Source organism: Streptomyces sp. NRRL F-5122 (assembly GCF_001507435.1).
Classification (GTDB): Bacteria; Actinomycetota; Actinomycetes; order Streptomycetales; family Streptomycetaceae; genus Streptomyces; species Streptomyces lannensis.
The window spans coordinates 1-17,539 of record NZ_LMWH01000306.1 but is presented as its reverse complement, the minus strand read 5'-3'; the positions used below and the strand labels follow the sequence as shown (position 1 = coordinate 17,539).

At 65.5% G+C, this 17,539-nt stretch carries 10 protein-coding genes and 4 pseudogenes; 9 read left to right on the top strand and 5 right to left on the bottom strand.

Annotated features, from left to right (window positions below; translation table 11 throughout):
- Nucleotides 1–89: pseudogene (locus ADL25_RS48790) on the bottom strand (ROK family protein); the annotation flags it as partial.
- 847 nt (nt 90–936) lie between these two features.
- On the opposite strand from ADL25_RS48790, the gene ADL25_RS44870 reads away from it, so the two are divergent.
- From ADL25_RS44870 to ADL25_RS44855, 4 genes and pseudogenes are all read left to right on the top strand, one after another.
- Nucleotides 937–1,908: an NAD(P)-dependent oxidoreductase gene (locus ADL25_RS44870; protein ID WP_059133760.1), complete on the top strand. Its 972-nt coding sequence runs from the start codon at nt 937–939 to the stop codon at nt 1,906–1,908.
- Between the two features lie 131 nt (nt 1,909–2,039).
- Nucleotides 2,040–2,174: pseudogene (locus ADL25_RS44865) on the top strand (IS5/IS1182 family transposase); the annotation flags it as partial.
- Nucleotides 2,175–2,605: 431 nt separating this feature from the next.
- Nucleotides 2,606–4,009, top strand: a complete 1,404-nt coding sequence (locus ADL25_RS44860) for an FAD-binding oxidoreductase (protein ID WP_059133758.1) — start codon at nt 2,606–2,608, stop codon at nt 4,007–4,009.
- 308 nt (nt 4,010–4,317) lie between these two features.
- Complete coding sequence (locus ADL25_RS44855; protein ID WP_234381322.1) at nt 4,318–5,418, top strand: FAD-dependent monooxygenase; 1,101 nt, start codon at nt 4,318–4,320, stop codon at nt 5,416–5,418.
- 611 nt (nt 5,419–6,029) lie between these two features.
- Here the strand turns inward: ADL25_RS44855 and ADL25_RS44850 are convergent.
- Nucleotides 6,030–6,979, bottom strand: a pseudogene (locus tag ADL25_RS44850) (LysR substrate-binding domain-containing protein).
- Between the two features lie 83 nt (nt 6,980–7,062).
- On the opposite strand from ADL25_RS44850, the gene ADL25_RS44845 reads away from it, so the two are divergent.
- A complete protein-coding gene (locus ADL25_RS44845; protein ID WP_059133756.1) occupies nt 7,063–7,824 on the top strand; it encodes a sulfite exporter TauE/SafE family protein in 762 nt (253 codons plus the stop codon).
- Nucleotides 7,825–7,882: 58 nt separating this feature from the next.
- On the top strand, nt 7,883–8,503 hold the full coding sequence (locus ADL25_RS44840) for a hypothetical protein (protein WP_234381321.1): 621 nt from the start codon (nt 7,883–7,885) through the stop codon (nt 8,501–8,503).
- Nucleotides 8,504–9,267: 764 nt separating this feature from the next.
- Here the strand turns inward: ADL25_RS44840 and ADL25_RS44835 are convergent.
- Both ADL25_RS44835 and ADL25_RS44825 read right to left on the bottom strand, forming a co-directional pair.
- A complete protein-coding gene (locus tag ADL25_RS44835) occupies nt 9,268–11,151 on the bottom strand; it encodes a transketolase (protein ID WP_059133755.1) in 1,884 nt (627 codons plus the stop codon).
- Nucleotides 11,152–11,954: 803 nt separating this feature from the next.
- Nucleotides 11,955–13,275, bottom strand: a pseudogene (locus ADL25_RS44825) (family 65 glycosyl hydrolase); the annotation flags it as partial.
- 424 nt (nt 13,276–13,699) lie between these two features.
- Here ADL25_RS44825 and ADL25_RS44820 point away from each other — a divergent pair.
- Entirely contained in the window at nt 13,700–13,954 is a 255-nt protein-coding gene (locus ADL25_RS44820) for a hypothetical protein (protein WP_059133752.1), read from the top strand.
- The gene (locus ADL25_RS44815) at nt 13,951–14,322 is read left to right on the top strand and encodes a hypothetical protein (protein ID WP_059133751.1); all 372 of its coding nucleotides are present in this window, start codon (nt 13,951–13,953) and stop codon (nt 14,320–14,322) included. The genes ADL25_RS44820 and ADL25_RS44815 overlap by 4 nt, the downstream gene beginning before the upstream one ends.
- A 200-nt stretch (nt 14,323–14,522) precedes the next feature.
- On the opposite strand, the gene ADL25_RS44810 is transcribed toward ADL25_RS44815, so the two are convergent.
- On the bottom strand, nt 14,523–15,980 hold the full coding sequence (locus tag ADL25_RS44810) for a PLP-dependent aminotransferase family protein (RefSeq protein WP_059133750.1): 1,458 nt from the start codon (nt 15,978–15,980) through the stop codon (nt 14,523–14,525).
- Between the two features lie 724 nt (nt 15,981–16,704).
- On the opposite strand from ADL25_RS44810, the gene ADL25_RS51455 reads away from it, so the two are divergent.
- Nucleotides 16,705–17,436, top strand: a complete 732-nt coding sequence (locus tag ADL25_RS51455; RefSeq protein ID WP_234381320.1) for an SsgA family sporulation/cell division regulator — start codon at nt 16,705–16,707, stop codon at nt 17,434–17,436.
- The last annotated feature ends 103 nt before the right edge of the window (nt 17,437–17,539 follow it).

Genomic DNA, 17,539 nt, shown 5'->3' with positions numbered 1-17,539 from the left:
AAGCGCTCCTCCACCAGGACGCCCCGCTCCAGGTCCACGGGAGCGCCCTTGATTCCGGATCCACCGATGTCCACGCCGAAGATCTGCATGGGCACCACGGTACGGCGTACGGCCTACACGTATGGCACCTGTGTCTACCAGTCAGAAGCTTGCAGGTTCGAATCCTGCCGAATGTGCACAACTCAGTGACCCTTTGGGTTCATCCCAAGGGGTCACTGACATCAACGCGGCCGGAAACGACTCTCTCTTCAGCATCCAACTCCGCCTCGCTCTCCGAATCTTTGACACCGCCGGTGAGTCCGAGAGCGTCATCCAAGTGTCCTCCACGTGACCGATCTACTGAGTTTGAACTGATGATGCCGAGCACCTGCGACCGCCGGCCGGCAGACCACGGTGGTCTGTGAGCGTCGAGGGGCGCGACGGGCCCGGGCTCGCACTGGCCGGGCCGCCGAAGGGGTGCCGTCCGATGAAGTGCCCTCCACCGACTACTCGTTCGGCCTAACGAACCGGCCGGACACGAGCAACTGGAGAGCGGAGGCGAGCGGTGACTACCTCAAACCGTGGGTCAGAGACGGGAGTCCGGGGCCATCACGCAAGAACCGATACGGAACCGGGCCCCACAGTGAAGGTGAATCCCGCAACGTGATCACACCTCAATACGCTCCTTGACTGAATCCAGGACTTCTGATTTCGGTGCAGCATGAAAGTCCTGGATTCTCTGTGATGATCCTCACTCGAACTCGAAGCCATGACGCATGCATGAAAGCAGTGAAGACGGCTGGGCATCAGTGTAGATGGCCCGTGTGTGCGGAGTAGATAGCCTGCGTGTGGTCCGACAGGTGGGCAGGGGTAGCGTGTGAGGAATCCTCTCCGCGGCAGGAAACGACTCATAGGTCGTTAGTCCGCGATGCTCAAAAACGGAGAAACTGAGGCACGATGCAGGACGGCATAACTGTGTGGCTCCCGTACCCCAAGGAAGAGATTCCCGGATTGCCGGAGACCCTTTCCTACGGCTACTGGGACGGTTCGGCCGTGCTGCCCGGTGACCCAGCGGAGGTGCGCTTCCTGGTGGGGCCTCCAGTGCCAGGTGCAGAGGGTGCCCTCAGCCGTGTGCTGCCGCGGATGCGGCATCTGGAAGTCGTCCAACTGCTCAGCTCGGGCTACGACTATATGAAGCCGCTACTCGACGAGGTGCCAGCCGGTGCAACGCTGGCGACAGCGCGCGGAGTACATGGCGATGCCACCGCAGAGTTGGCCGTCACGCTTCTGCTGGCTCTCTCACGCGGGATCGACCGGTTCGTGCACCGGCAAGGAAAACAGCAGTGGCGACCCGAGTACCAATCCACGCTTGTCAGCAAGCGGGTCATGGTCGTCGGATACGGCGCAGTAGGCGCGGCTGTCGCGGCCAGATTGAGCGCATTCCGATGCGAGTTGGTGCTCGTAGCACAGACAGGACGCATGGCGGCGGCCGGCCGTGTACACGGGACGGAGGACCTCCGGCGACTGCTGCCCACAGTAGATGCCGTGGTGCTTTGCGCTCCGCTGACCGAGCAGACACGCGGCATGTTCGACGCAGACGCTCTGGCGCTTCTAAAGAATGGAGCCCTGCTGGTGAACGTAGCCCGTGGGGAACTCGTGGACACCGCCGCCGTCGTCCACGAAATAGACAAGGGCCGGCTTCGTGCTGCCCTAGACGTGACGGACCCTGAACCCCTGCCTGGCGGTCATCCTCTCTGGAATCTGCCCGGCGTGTTGATCACACCACATGTAGCTGCGTTCACCGACGCCTTCCCCGAAATGAGCAAGGACTTCCTGCGACGACAATTGCACCGATACGCGCGGGGCCAAGACTTGCACAACGTCGTCCTCACGGCGTCGGGATCCAAGGATCGCGAGCGCGCCGCGTAGAGCGGTCGACACGACGAGCCGTGTCTGCCCCTGTCGCGGCCCCAAGTTGCTAGGACGAGCGTTGTCCGTCCCTTGAGGGCTTGACCGTGGACGACTTGCAGGCGCCGACCGAACCACTGCCGGCGACGAGGTACAAGGAGCGTCATGCGGTGGAGTGCGGGATCAACCGGCTGAAGCGGCACCGCGCGGCGGCCACGCGATACGACAAGTTGGCCGTGCGCTACGACGCGACAGTGCTGGTCACAGCCATCAACGAACGGCTGTGATCAGCGCTTTCGCAACAGACCCCTAGCCGCACCACAAGAGCCGCTTGGTCATCCCGTGACAGCGACTACAGCCCCGCCCTACACCCACTACCAGGAAGTCCATCCCCCGAACTGGCTGACGCCCACCCGCTGCCACCCCACCCCACTCACAGATAAAGAACACGGCATCACAGGTAAGAGGCCGGTCGGTGTGGACGCTAAAACGGCTGATAATCCGGTCCGCGCAACTCGCTTGCCTTCAAGGACGGGCTGGAACTGCGGGCTGTCATGCCAGTGTCCAGCGGTGATCAGCAGCGACAGCAGCTTCTGCCCCTGCTCTATCAGTTGAACGGTGGAGCGGTTTTAACGCGCGTTAGGCGCATCGGGTCGCATTTCAAACGGACAGTGAAAGGCGCAGCGGAGTGAACATGGACGGGGAAATGAGCGAGAGCATGGCCGAGCTGATAGGTGCAAGAGTGAAACCCGAGGACGTAGCAGAGCTGCGGCAGAACGTTACTGGACCCGTTCTGGAGCCGGGCGCGGAAGGCTACGCAGCTGAGTGCGCCACATACAACCTGAACTGCGTTCTCAAGCCAGCAGTCGTGGTGGGCGCAGCCAATGCTGAAGATGTCGTCGCGGCGGTGCGGTTCGCCCGCAGGTTCGAACTGCCAGTCGCCGTGAAGTCCAGTGCCCACCAGATGGTTTCGTCGGCTGAAGGCTGGCTGCTCATCACCACTCAGCGGATGAAGGGGATTTCCGTCAACGCTGAGGAGCGCACCGTACGCGCCGAAGCTGGTGTGCGCTGGAGTGAAGTATTGCCCCGTGCGGGCGAGCACGGGCTTGCCCCGGTCTCCGGTTCGGCGCCGGAGGTCGGAGTTATCGGTTACACGCTGGGGGGAGGGCAGAGCCCGCTGTTGGGCCGCACCTACGGCTATGCTGCGGACCACGTCACGTGGCTGGAAGTGGTGACCGCGGACGGAGAGTTGCGCAGGATCACACCCGAGGGCGACCCCGACCTCTATTGGGCTCTACTGGGCGGCAAGGGCAACTTCGGAGTCGTGACCGCGATCGAGTTCGAGGTGTTCCCCGTCACCCGTTTCTACGGCGGAGGCATCTACTTCCGCGGAAACGACCTGGACCGTGTCCTGACGGCATGGCGCATGTGGCTGCCCACCGTCGGCGACGACATGACGTCGTCCATCGCGGTGCAGCGCCTCCCCGACCTGCCGGCACTTCCCGAGCCGCTGCGGGGTGAGTTCGTCGTCCATCTTCGGATCGGCTATCTCGGCACTGCGACCGCAGGCGAGCAACTTCTCGCACCTCTGAGGCAAGCTGCTCCGGCCCTGCTCGACCTCGTTGGGGAGAAGCCCGTCACATCGATCGGAGACATCCACCTGGACCCAGTGGACCCGATGCCGTACTTCGACCGCTGTGTTTGCCTGACGGACTTCTCCGAAGAGACCGCACAGGCACTCGTGGAGCTGACAGGCGCCAAGTCGAACTGCACATTGACGACCGTGGAGATCCGCGCTCTTGGCGGCGCCTTCGACCGCGAGCCGCAGTTCCCTAACTCAGTACCTAGTAAGGGACTGCCGTATGTCGTCTTCGCTTTCGCCGTGGGCACGCTCGATCGTGCCGAAGAACTCGAGACCGATCTCGGACGCGTTGTGGACGGACTGGCCCCCTGGGTGGCAGAACGCAACATGGTGAACTTCCTTTCGCCGAATGAAGCAACCGACACGGACGGGGTCCGCGCCGTTTACGGCAAGGAACGCTACGACCGGCTCGTCGCCGTGAAGCGTCACCACGACCCGAACAACGTCTTCCGTCATAACCACAACATCACACCTGCCTGAGCGACTTCTCCGTCACAAACAATGTGCTGTGGCCGCCAGTGACCGGTATACCCCGCAAATAATCCGTTCACCAGATGCCACGCGAGAACCGGCGCCCTCGTCACGGTCTCCGATCTCAACCGCCTGATCCAGCCGTGCCACGAAGCCGGTAACGGAGGCACTGCCTGTCGGCGGCCCGATCGAGCCACCCGGAGCATGACGCAAAATAGGAGGTCGCGTGGGACTCGTTGTCCTGCGGTATGCACCCGTGCAGTTCAGGCTAGTCCGACGGCGTCGTTGCGTCGTCCGATGTTGGTAAGGAAACCTTGGTGAATAAGCCTCGTACTTTGATCGTCGGAGCCGGAATCTCTGGCCTGACGCTAGCCAAAGCTCTACTGGACCGTGGTTTTCCGGTGGACGTCGTCGAGCGCCGTGCGGACACCGGACAGGCCGGCACCGGCCTCTACCTTCCGGCGAACGCCGTTCGCACGCTCCAGAGTCTCGGAGTGGGGGATGAGATAGACAAGCGCGCGGAGCCTGTGCTGTGGCAGCGACTCCACGATCAGCACGGGCACCCGCTTGCGGAGTTCGAGGTCAGCCGGATCTGGGGCGGGGTCGGCCGCTCCTTGGCGATCACCCGAGGCGATCTGCACGAGGTGCTGAGGACGGCGGTCGACAGCACCGCCGTCCGTCACGATACCGAGGTGAGTTCAGTCACTGACGACGGAAACGTGACCTTCGCGGATGGCGACACCTGTACGTACGACCTAGTGGTGGGTGCAGACGGCATCAACTCGACCGTGCGGCGCTCGCTCTTCGGCGGCCCGGAACCGCGTTTCCTGGGCCAGGTGTGCTGGCGGTTCATCGCTGACGACACCGAGATACCGGGCCTCACCGACTGGACTGCGCGCCTGGGCAGCAAGGGACGGACCTTTCTGACCGTGCAACTCGGTGCAGGCCGCGTCTACTGCTACGCCGATATCAACAGCCCCGTCATCACCGCTCCGGTGGACGACTGGCGCACACTCTTCGCCGACTTCGACGGGCCGGTACCACGTCTGCTGGAGCAGGGCGCGGACGCTTACTTCGCTGCTCTGTACGAGAGTGAGAACACAGTCTGGACGCGTCCCGGCGCTGTCCTCATCGGCGATGCGGCCCACGCTTTTTCGCCGAGCATGGCCCAGGGCGGCGCGATGGCACTCGAAGATGGTCTGGTACTCGCCGACACACTCACAGCCGAACCTGATGTCACCACGGCCCTGGCTGCCTTTCAGGCCCGGCGTGCCGAGCGGGTCGCTTGGGTGGTGGCCCAGAACCACCGCCGCGACAAAGCCCGAAACCTGCCGACGCTGCTGCGAAACTTCACACTCCGCCGTGCCGGGGAACGTCTCTTCAAGGCCAACCACGCTCCCCTGCACGCCCTGCCCTAGCCAGCCTCCGGCCACAGGTCATCCCGTCGTCGGCCACCGGCTTCGGAAACCCTCGAGGTGCCCGCGCCACGGTCACGTGCAGTGTCCCAAAGCGCGGGGCCGCACGAGGTGGGCGCGGTCCGGGTGAGTGTAGGGGCAAGATCGCGTCGACCAGGGTCTGGACGTCCGGCGACAGCCGACCTGTGATGGTCAACAGCGTCCGTTCCCGCAGAGCACCGCGCAGTGGCGCCTGTGCAACTTACGGCCAGCAGCGGTTCAAGAGCCGGTACGTCGACGTCGGCTCCGCGGCGGTGACCGGTCGGGCAGGTCGACGACGTCAGCGCCCGGCGCGAGCACGCTGCGTAGCATCCGCAGGACGTCGATGTCAGCGGCCCGCTCACCCCGCCCACCCTGAAGGCACTGCATTCGGCCACGGGTTTTCGCCCGATGGAGGCAGCGGTGTGCGGGTTCAGCGGTACTCGCGCACCGTACTGGACATCGCTGCCAGCACGGTGAATACGGCGCTCCGTGGCGAGGGGTGAGCACGGCGGGGTCGGTCAGCGCAGGATGCTCGGTCGGCGGGGCCATGGCCGTTCGATCGGCATGTCCGCGGGGCAGCCCAAGGCGGTCGGTCAGCAGTCGTGGAAGGGCAATCGACCGAGGTTGTTCCCGTGTGCGCTGCGGTCGGAAGGTTCGGACTGGGCCGCCTTGCGGAGGTGTTCGGCGAGTGTCGCGGTTGCTGTCGAGGTGCTGCGGTCCGTGACGCCCCAGGCCAGCAGGTGGTGGCGGCGGGCCCAGCGCTCCTGGAGCTCGCATACCTCCAGGCTCTGGCGAGGGTCGATGGCCCGGCGCGGGACGATGGCGAGTCCGGCGCCGGCGGCGGCCAGGGAGATGAGGACGCCGAGGTCGGTGACGGTGGTGCGGTGGCGCACCGCGGGGGCGTGGGGTCCCAGGTGCTTTTCGATCCAGCCGCGCAGCGAGGAGTCGGCGTCGAGGCCGACGAGCGGGTGTTCGGCGGCCTCGCGGTAGGTGAGCGCGGTCCGCCCGGCGAGGATTCCTCCGGCCTGCCCAATGACGACGAGGGAGTCGTCGCCGAGGGCTCCATTCGCAGTCCGCAGCTGCCGGCCTCGTCGTCTAGGACGACGCCCAGATCCGCCTCGCCATCGGCGAGTTTCCGCTCGGTCTGAGGAGTGCGGCTCTCGGACGCAGTGACGTCGGTGTCCGGGTGGGCACGGAGGAATGAGATCAGAGCCTGCGGTACGAGCCGGTGCATCGCGGAGCCACCGGCGAGAAGAATCAGCGGCGCGGCCGGGGGCCGAGTGTAGCTCGCGACGGCGCTTTCGAGCCGGGCGGTTCGGTCGAGAACGTCGCGCGCGTGGCGGGCCAAGGCCGTGCCCGCCGGGGTGGGCCGTACGCCCCGGCGTCCGCGGATCAGCAGGGCCACTCCGGCGTGGTGTTCCAGCGAGCGTACTCGGGCGCTGGCCGAGGGCAGGCTCAGGTGCATGCGATGGGCGCCCGCGGTGATCGACCCCTCCGTGACGATGTGGAGGAACAGCCGCAGGTCGTCCAGGTCGTAACGCATCGGATCAGACTAAGGCCCAGCCTGAGGCAGGGTGCGGTTATTCCGCATTGTGAAAGCAGGTTCCCGCGGGTGACGCTCGGCAGATGACCGAGCTGGCTCTTGTCCTGCTGACCGGCGTCGCCGCCGGAGTCCTGAACTCCGTCGGAGGCGGAGGAACCTTCGTGGCTCTGCCCGCGCTCGTCGCCGTCGGCCTGCCGCCGGTGACGGCGAACGCAGCCGCCCGGATCGCCCTCGTACCCGGCGCTGTGGCTGGCGCCTGGGTGTACCGGCGTGAACTCGCCCCGGTGGGCGCCACGTCCACCACAGAGCTGACCGCGACCAGTGTGGCCGGCAGTGGGGTCGGCGCCTGTCTGCTGCTCGTCCTGCCCGCCTCGTCGTTCGAGTCCGCGTCGCCGTGGCTGCTCGCCTTCGCCACCGTGGTCCTCGCCCTCGGCCGCCACCTGTCCCGCGTGCTGGCCCGGGTGCTGGACCGCTCCGCCGGCATGAGTACACGGGCCGTACTGATCGGTCAGTTCCTCATCGCCGTGTACGGCGGATACTTCGGCGGAGCCGTAGGCATTTTGATGGTGGCCCTGTGGAGCATCGGCCTCGGCCTCGATGCCGCGGCCGGCAACCCGATGCGGATCACCCAACTCGCGGCCGTCTTCCTCACCTCGGGCGTGCTGTTCCTGTTCACCTCCGACGCGCTGCGAGCTCCCCTGCTCCTGGCCGCCCTGCTGGTCGGCGCGACCGCTGGGGGCTTCGCCGGCGCCCACCTGGCTCGCCGTCTTCCCGCCCGGCTGCTGCGGGGCGTCCTCCTGGCGACGGCCACGGTGACGACCGTCCTGTACTTCCTTCGCGGCTGACCATGCAGGGCACACACGCTTGATCATCCCCATCGTCGAGGGCTAAAGGCTGACTGACATGATCGAAGACGGCACGGGAGCCACTGCCGCATACACGGATGCGGCGCGGGCGAGGCTGGTGATGGCCTACGTAGCATGCGAACTGGCCGACCTTGCCCGTGCATTTGTCCCCATCGGTGAACACGAGCTGAACCCCGACCGCACCAACCGTTCACCGGGCACCGTGCTGGCCGACGCCGTCCGAGTGATCACAGCCGCGCAGCGGTTCTTCGACGCAGCGGCCGTGTTCGAACGGATGAGCGGTGCCGACTGGCAAGTCGTCGGCGATGCCCTGGAGGTGTCTCCATGTACCGCACGGATACGCTTCGCGATGGCCGAGGCCGCCTTTCGGGAACTGCTCTCCCCCGAAAGGGTGCCGGCCGCCGATGAGGCCGGTCGGTTGCGCGCCTACATGGCCAGGGAACCGTTGGAAGTGGCCCTGGATCTCGACGACTGGGTCCTGCGCCACGAGGACGGCGACAGCGACCTCGGCACCACTCCGGTCTCCGGAAGCCTGGTCCGGAGGGGCCTCAACGACGCGCCTAGACGCACTGCTGACGCGCCCGGGAGTCAGTGTGGAGGAGCACTTCGACAAGAGGAAGGTCGAACTCCTCCTCTGCGGCCACCCATTTGGGACTGACTGTCCGCATGAGCACGCGTGCTCGCGTTGTCCACAATTGCATGTGCACCCGTAAATGCTGGTACGACGACGGTTCTGACATTGCCGGCACAACCACCCCACAGCAGCGGCTGATGTCCCATGTCATGTGAGCTGGCTCTGTGGGCTCTATAGGGGCATGACGGACAGCAGTCGGTGGCTTCCGGTGCTGCTTGTGCGACTGCGGAACCTGCGGCCGGATTCGCTGAAGGAGTGTGTGGACGGCTGGTCGTACGGGGACGAAAGGACAGCAGCTTGGCGTCGCGCGACGTCGTGATAGTCCGCGACAGGTCACCCCCTTGCGAACGGCTCCCCCGAGGGCTCTGCCGTCTGCCCCTGGCGGCGCGCCAGCCGTCCGGGCCTGGCACTGACCGCAGCGCGGTCGCCAGCGCAGGACACGCTCGGCCGCCGCGCCGCCGTCAACGAGACGGCGCGGCGGCCGGGGCATGCAACCGACGGGCCGAAGTCATGGCACCGTTGCACCGCCGTCCAGGACGGGAACCGCTTCCAGCGTGCCGGGACCGTGATCCCGTGCTGCGATTGCGCGGTCGGCTCAAGAGTGGCCGTGTGTAACGGCTTCGGCTGTCTCGGCAGCAGGCGATCAGCCAGTTACGGCGTACCGTCCGCGGGTGGCTCGAGCGTCCTCTGCGCCGCGGCTGGACCGTGCTCAGGCGGGTCAGGCCCTCCACAGGCACGCTTCCGTTGCCGCGGCAATCATGGTGGCTCGCCCTTACGACAGGGTCGGCTCACTGCTCGGCGAGCAGTTCCTTGGCGGCTGCTTCTATGTGGCGGGCGCTGATGCCGGCCGCGTCCAGTAGTTCGGCCGTCGTGCCGGAGCCGGGCATCTTCGTAAGGGCCAGGTGGCTGAGGCGCAGTCGCGGCACCCGGGCGGCCAGTAGGGCGTCGGCGACCGCCGAGCCCAGCCCTCCCTCGGGATGGTGGTCCTCGGCTACAACGAGGCGCCCTTGAGTAGCGCGGGCCGCGGCGGCCAGTGTGGCAGCGTCCACCGGTTTGACCGAATACAGGTCGATCACTCGAGTCTTGATGCCGTCTGCGGCCAACTGGTCGGCGGCGGCCAGGCACTGGTGCACGGTGACGCCGGCTCCGATCAGCGTCACTCGGTCGGCGTCGGAGGAGCGCAGCACCTTGGAGCCGCCCACCGGAAAGCTCTCACCGGGCCCGTAGAGCACGGGGTAGCCGCCGCGGGTGGTGCGCAGGTAGCTGATACCGCGGGTGTCGGCCATGGCAAGGGTGAGGGCGACGGTGCTGGTGGCGTCGCTGGGATAGAGGACCGTGGATCCGTGTACGGCTCGCATCATGGCGAGGTCCTCCAGCGCCATCTGGGACGGGCCGTCGGCGCCGATTTCCACGCCGGCGTGGGAGCCGACCAACCGCAGGTTGGCCTGGGAGATCGCGGCCATGCGGATGAAGTCGTGGGCTCGGGTGAGGAAGGCGGCGAAGGTCGAGGCGAAGGGGATGTAGTGGCGCACGCTGAGCCCGACGGCAGCGGCGACCATCTGCTGCTCAGCGATGAACATCTCGAAGTATCGGCCAGGATAGGCATTGGCGAACTCGTCGGCGTGAGTGGAGTTGCTGACTTCGCCGTCCAGGGCCACCACCCGTGGATTGATCCGTCCAAGAGTGAGTAGAGCATCGCCGTAAGCCTTACGGGTGGGAATCCGCTCCCCGCAGGTGTAGCCGGGAAGGGAGGGGACGGGCTCGGCAGCCGCGACCGGCGACACGATGCTGCCCTGTGGCAGGGGCCCGCGAACCAGCAGGTGGCGTTCGCCGCCGAGTTCGGCGACTGCGCGGGCGGCCATGTCCTCGGGGAGCGGTTTGCCGTGCCAGCCCTCGCGGTCCGCGACCTCGCTATAACCTCGACCCTTAACGGTGCGGGCGAGGATCACCGTCGGCCGACCGGCGCTCTCGTCGGCGGCGGTGGCCAGCGCCTGGTCGATCTGGGCCAAATCATGGCCATCGATAGTGAGCACCCGGGCTCCGAAGGCCTCAGCCCGCCGGGCGTACGCCTCGAGGTTCCATCCGAGTTCCGTCGGCCCACGTTGGCCGAGCCGGTTGACGTCGACCAGGGCGACCAAGTTGGAGAGTTCATAGTAAGAGGCCTTGTCCAGTGCCTCCCACATAGAGCCCTCGGCCATCTCGCTGTCCCCGCACAGAACCCACGCCCGGTAAGGCAACCTGTCGAGATATTTGCCGGCCAGGGCGACGCCGACGCCATCAGGCAGTCCTTGCCCGAGCGAGCCGGTGGCGACGTCGACCCAAGGCAGGACCGGCGTGGGGTGGCCCTCGAGCCGGCTGCCAAAGCGCCGGTAACCGGTCATGAGCTCCTCGTCAGTGATGACGCCAACGGCCTTGAAGACGGAGTAGAGCAGCGGTGAGGCATGGCCCTTCGAGAAAATCAGGTGGTCGTTGCCGTCCGCCTCCGGGTGGTCCCAGTCGTAGCGGAGATGCCTTCCGACCAGCACGGCGAGCAGGTCCGCGGCTGACATGCTGGAGGTGGGGTGCCCGGAGCCGGCACTGGTGCTGGATCGAACGGAGTCGACGCGCAGTTGCGCGGCGAGTTCCTCGACCTGGCCCAGGTCGATCGAGGCCATGGGCTGACTGCTTGCCATAGGGAGCTCCCTGTCTGTGTCCGGTGCGCGGCCGTCTTACCTGGCGTGCAGGCTTCCCTGTGGACGGTCGGCGCAGCATCGCTGCATACATGATGGACTAAATGGTCCGATGGTTACTTTCATCTAACCTGAGAGGGCCAGACATAGTGATAACTGAAAGGACAAGATGGTCCACTGATGGCTTCTTTGCGTCACGTGATGCGGCAGATCAGCGCGGTCGACTTCCGGACACGCGGAGACCGGCTTGCCGGGCAATCAGGACCGGGCAGCCTGTGGTCGTGTACGCCCTGGCAGTGAAGTTGGTCAGCTGATCGAAGCTGCAGACGAGAAGCAACCGATCAAGACGATGGCCCGCTAGGACCGCGTCGACCTCCTCTGCACCGACGAACTCGGCCGCATAGAGCGTGCACATCAGGCCGGGCTGCATGACCGGCCGGGCGGTCGGGCTGGTTCAGCAGCCGACTGCACTGCGACGTCGGCAAGGTGCTGTCGTTCGTCCTTCGTGAGCTTCGTGCGCCGGCTCCTCGTGTTGGAGAGCCGCACTCCGCCTCTCACTTCGGCTCCGCCATTTTCCAACGGCCCCTGCCGCTAACCTTGCTTCATCGGGATCAAGGTCCTAATCGATCCGACCACTTCGTCGTGGATGGCGTGCGGCACCAATGCCTGCAAAGGGGTCATCGCAGCGAGGGGCCGATCCGCGTCTACAGGTCATCGGGAACGAACCACGATGCCGACCATCGCGGAGCAACACCCCATCCGGCACGGACAGTCCAAGGGAGATCGTTCGCATCGCCTGTGGCCTAGACGTACCGCACGACGGCAGCGGCGATATCGGCATTGATATGGAAAGCGGCGGTGCCGGCCGGCCAGTATCGGGAAATCCTGTACCGTCGATCGTCCGCCAGCGGACGGCTGCCCCACGCAGCCCGAACCGGCGAGCGTGGGCGCGCCCTGTGGGCGGAGTGTGTTGTGACCAATTCAGGGCCTCGTCGACGCAATTTGGCGAGGTAGAGGTCAGCACTCAGAGGACGAAGGTCGCCGTGCCCCGGAAGGGCCGCCCTTCATATCCTGGGGCGGTGAAGCCTTTAGCCGGGGATCGCCCCATTACTCGGTCCGGCAGGCGGACTGTAGTACGCGGAAGAGCATAAAACGTACCGCCTGCTGCATTTCGGCGTCACTCTCGACCTCGATGTCAGTATGCCTCCAGAAGTCTTCGAGGAAGTCTCGCTGCTGGTCGGCCAGTCCCTGCCAACCGATACTGCGAGCGTAGGCAAGCGCGGCCTCTACCTGATCTCGGACGGCTGGCAATGAGCGGGATCCAGACCATCCATAGGCGACGTACTTCTCGAGGTGAAAGTTCTGTCCTGGTTTGAGGAGTGTGGTGATGGTGAGGCGTCCCACGCCGTCGCTGCTTTCGCTCGAGATCGAGCTGGGGCCACGCACTACATGATCGGCTGCAGCTGCGACACGCAGGTTGGTGCGGGCTGTTCGGTGCACCAAGCGTATGTGCGTGCCGATGGCCATGTGTTCCTCAGGTTGAAGGCGAGACTCGATGGCGGCCGCTACACGCGGATCACGGGTACGCGCAGGCAGTGGCTCATTCGTGACGAGGTCCGACTGGACAACGAAGGTGGTCTCCGCATCCAGCGCCTCTACTTCGTAGGTGATCGCAGCGATGGCTCGCTGGGTGAAGGAGACCAGGCGAGTGGAACGCACGCGAATGGTCTTGCCGACTGGCGAGATCCACTCGCAGACACGGTGGAGCATTCCGCTGCGCTGATCGAGCATACGCTCATGTGAACGCAACTGTCCGTAGCGTAGATCGAATGGTTCGTCGTCCACGAGCAGGCGAATAATCTTACCGTCGGTAACGTTGATGGCCGTCTGCCCGGAGTCGAGGTATCCGTAACCCGCTTCCGCGTAGGGGAGCGAATGGAGTTCGTGTACACCGTCGAGGTGGGTGCCTGGCAGGGCTTGCGGCTGGCCCTCGTCGAGATTGCCGTGCCAACAAATGCGGCCGTTGGACAACGTGAAGACTCATTCGCTCTGCACCACGACATCCGGGTCGAGCGCGCGGTCACGCAGACACCATGGCTCGATGGCGTAGACGGGACGGCTGATCATGAGCGGCCTTTCAGTAATGCAGGGGAGCCTTTCACCATGATGTCGGTACCGTGCTCTTGTCGCCTGCTTTCCCGCTAAGGCCGACCCACTCGGAATCGAGCCAGCCAAGGAATCTTCGAACCCGCGACTGCTCGGCGCGTGATGTCAAGATTGTGAGCTGCTTCGAGTGAAGATCGGTGTCGGATTTATGCCGAGCACCTCGGAGCTCGCCAGCATGGTGTCGAGAGTGGCCTTGCTGTTGTTGAGCTTGTGCGACAGGGTCGCGGCAGCCGCCACCGCTTTGATCGCCCCGCTGCATACGAGAACCGGCTTGGGCCCTCGCTCGCAGCCGGCCCGCCTCACCGCCCCTATTCGCAACCGCATGGGCCGAAGATGCGCCGACGGGCGAGTGGTAACGCCTGCTACCACCGTGCTACCCTGAAGTATGTCTTCCACGAAGAAGCAGACTCAGCTCCGGCTGGAACCCGCTGTGCTCGCTGCTGGAAAGGACGCTGCGGCAGCCCGCGGGTTGGACTTCAATCGCTATGTCGAACGCCTCATCGTCGAGGACACGACCGGGGCCAGGGCCGCTGGCATGTCAGCAGCGCAGCGACTCATCGACGAGCACGGATCCTTCCTTGACGACCTGGAGCAGCAGCTCGACGCCCCCTACACTCGGCAGCCGGGCGCGGCCGCGTGATCCTTTACGTCGACGAGTCCTGGATCTTCGAAGTTGCTGAGCGTGCCGGCCAGCGTGACCCCGCTGTCGACGATTACGGAGTACCCGTCTCCGCAGTGGCCCGTCATCGCGGCGAGCTCCTTGACCGCTCTATCTACGACGGCCCCTACGCGCGGGCCGCTGCCCTCGTGCACACCCTGGGCCGGTGCCGCTGGCTGGAGCGCTCCAACCTGACGGTGGCCTGCGCGGTCGCCGTCATGTATCTCGAGGCCAGCAATATTCCCGTCAGCCCTACCCGAGAGCAACTCACTGCGCTCGCCCAGGAGCTGTACAGCCCGCGCTGCACGGCTGCCGGCATCGCTTCCATGCTGCGGACCTGGAAACCCTGATCCTCAGCTCCACTCGGTCGGTGCCACAGGCACCGCCCTGCACCTATGTATGACCCGGACTCAGTTTGCTTGCCTGCTCTCCGCCGCGCCCGCTGAGATACATCCGCCTTGCGATCAGCTTCCTTTGGCATTCAGGTCTTTCGTTGGGCGGTTGCCGCACGGAAGGGCAAGTCCAGCCACGCACCGCTTCGTGGTCGTGGTCAAGGCCGTTGAGGTGACCATCCTCGGTGACTGCGAGCCCCTGTAGTTTCGAGCACAGCGCACAACCGCTCGAGCGCGCCGGCGAAGGCGTGCTCCGGTGGTGTGCCGTAGCCGACGACCAGTGCTGGACCGGTGTCATTGCCGAACGACGCCATCCCTTCCAACGCAAGCCCCTGCTGTTGCGCGCAGGCGACCAGCTCGGCCTCGGTCGGACCGTCTGCAGGGAGTTTGAGCACGGCATGCAGTCCGGCGGCTATTCCGGACACGCGCACGTGTGGGGCATGCTGACCTAGCGCTGTGACGAGTTGGTCCCGACGTCGCCGGTAACGTGCGCGCATGTGCCGCACATGTCGGTCGTACCCGCCCGAGGCGATCAGCTCGGCGAGGGTCAACTGGTCGAAGACAGAAGAGTGGCGATCAGCGAGGTGCTTCTCGCGTATAATCTGCTCTAGCAGATGGGGCGGGAGCACGAGCCAGCCTAGTCGCAGCCCTGGTGCCAGGCTTTTGCTTGTCGTGCCCGCGTAGGCGACGTGATGCGGGGCGAGGCCTTGTATCGCGCCCACTGGTTGTCTGTCGTAGCGGAACTCACCGTCGTAGTCGTCCTCCACGATCAACGCGCCATGCTCGCAGGCCCAGGCCACGGCGGCTGTCCGTCGCGCCGGTGGCATTGCCGCGCCCGTCGGGAATTGATGCGACGGCGTGAGCAACGCCGCATCCTCGCCGGTCAGCTGGTCGACGCGAGCGCCGTCCGCGTCGAGTGACAATTGCACGGTTTCCAGCCCGGCGTCGCGCAGGATTGTCGGCGGATCGGGCAACCCGAGAGCTTCCACCGCGATCTGCCGCCCGCCGACTTTGTACAGCGCTCGCCCCAGCAGCCCGATAGCTTGGACGAACCCGGAGCACACCACGATGAGTTCTGGTGTGGTGCGTACTCCGCGTACCCTCGCCAGGTACTCGGCCAGCGACTCACGCAGCTCCAGTCGCCCGCGAGGATCGGTGTAGCCAAAAGCCTCATAGGGGGCGGCTGCCAGCGCCCGACGGCTCGCAGCAAGCCAGACCTCACGCGGGAATGACGAGAGATCTGGTGAGCCGGACCGCAGGTCGTAGGGGTAGTCCTGGCCGTGGCATGACTCTGCGAGCTCCTCTGGCGTGCTGACCATGGGAGCGGTCTTGCTGTGCGAAGGCTCGGCGAATGTCTCCCGCGCCACCCGGGTCCCCGAACCCTGACGAGCTGTCAACCATCCTTCGGCGACCAGCTGATCGTATACATCCTTGACCGTGTTCCGCGCGACCCCTAGATCCTGCGCGAGTACTCGTGACGACGGCAACTGGGTGCCCGGTGCCAGCCGACCGTCCCGTACGGCCTGTCGCAGCGCTTGTTCAAGACGGGCCCGTACACCCCGACCCGCCCCAAGGTCCAGGTGCAGATCTATCCCAGGATTGGCCCAGCCAGTCACTCTTCAAGTGGACCATATGTCCGGACCGCTGGCTGCATAGGCTCGACGCCACGATTCTGGACGGCACGTGAAGCCTCTCGGCCGAAACCTGATCTGCGCAGACCCCTTCCGACCAGGGACTTCACCCCGTGCCTGAGGCCAGGGCACCACGACGTCTTCGGAGCCGGCGTTACGCACCGCAACCGTCGAGTTACCGAGAAGACCTCACCAGATTCCAGTGAAAATGAGCCAGATCCATTGACCAGGCACGCCCACACCATGTCTGACCAGCAAGGACGCAGCGATCGAGTTCGGTGACAAGGCAACTACTAAGGCTGTCTGCCCCGGGTCCTAAGGGCCTGGGGCAGATGAAGTTCCGGCAGGTTGCCGATGCCGGAGAACCGGCAGGGCCTGCAGTCTCTTTGTTGGATGCCGAAGTTGCGATCGAGCACTGGGCAGAGACATGAGAGGAGGCTGTGGTGCTGGACCACGGCTTTTTGCCGGGCCGAACCGAGCACCTGCGGGACGAAGAGCCGTCGCGCCGCAGGTCGGCGCAACGTTGGCGGCCGGCCGCCGTGCCCGCCTCTGGTGAATCGGCCGGCCGTCACGTCCGGTGGGACGGCACAGTGACGCGACCGGCTGCCGGAACGCCGGCGAAGCAACGCGTCACCTCGGTTGAGGCTGGGACCGCGCGCCGGATGCGGGTGGATGTGTCCAAGGCCCGAGAGTGCCGTGAGTGCAACGGATGGGCTCGCTGGTCGAGGACGGCCGGGCCGAGCTGTGCCCGACGTGTCAGTACGGGCGACACGCGACTGAGGCTGTGACCGTCGTGCCCTCGGGGAAGGCCGACACGGCATCCACACCGCGGTGGACGGAGTGCCACACGATGTCAAAGGAGATCAGCCCAGATCTAAGCGTGGGGGACTGCCTGGCGTCCCTGACCGCAGTCCGCCAGAACGCGCGTGCGGTCACCCAGGTATACGCGTCCAAGATCAACACTGTTGCGTGCCGTCGGCCACCGACCAGCTCCCACCTGCATGTCGACCACAGGAGAGGAATCATCATGGGCTATCCCGACCTGGAACTAAACGTTTGCTTGACGCTCGCAGTCACCTCCGACCTACAGGTTCGCGTACCCGCGAGATTCTCCTATGTGTGTGCCGACCCGTACGCCGTCCAGGTCTCCTTTCACATCACATCCGACCGGGTGGTCCAGTGGACGTTTGCTCGAGAACTACTCGACCAGGGCATGACGGCCGCGACCGGAATCGGCGACGTGAGGATCGCTCCCATTCAGCCGTCACTGGGCCGACACTTCAGCATCGAACTAAAATCTCCTGACGGCTTCGCCCGCCTCGAAGGCCCCGTCGCTCCGATCCGAGCGTGGATCGCCAAGACCCACGAGGCCGTCCCTACCGGCAGCGAGACTGCCCTACTGGACCTCGACCGTTTCCTCGAAGAGCGCTCAGGGCGGTAGAAGTCATGCGCGCAGGCATCCAGTTCTCGGTCCTCGGCCCGGTTCGACTGCTGAGGCAGGGGGTGGAGGAGGTGGCGGGGCAGCCGAGGCAGTGTGCGGTTCT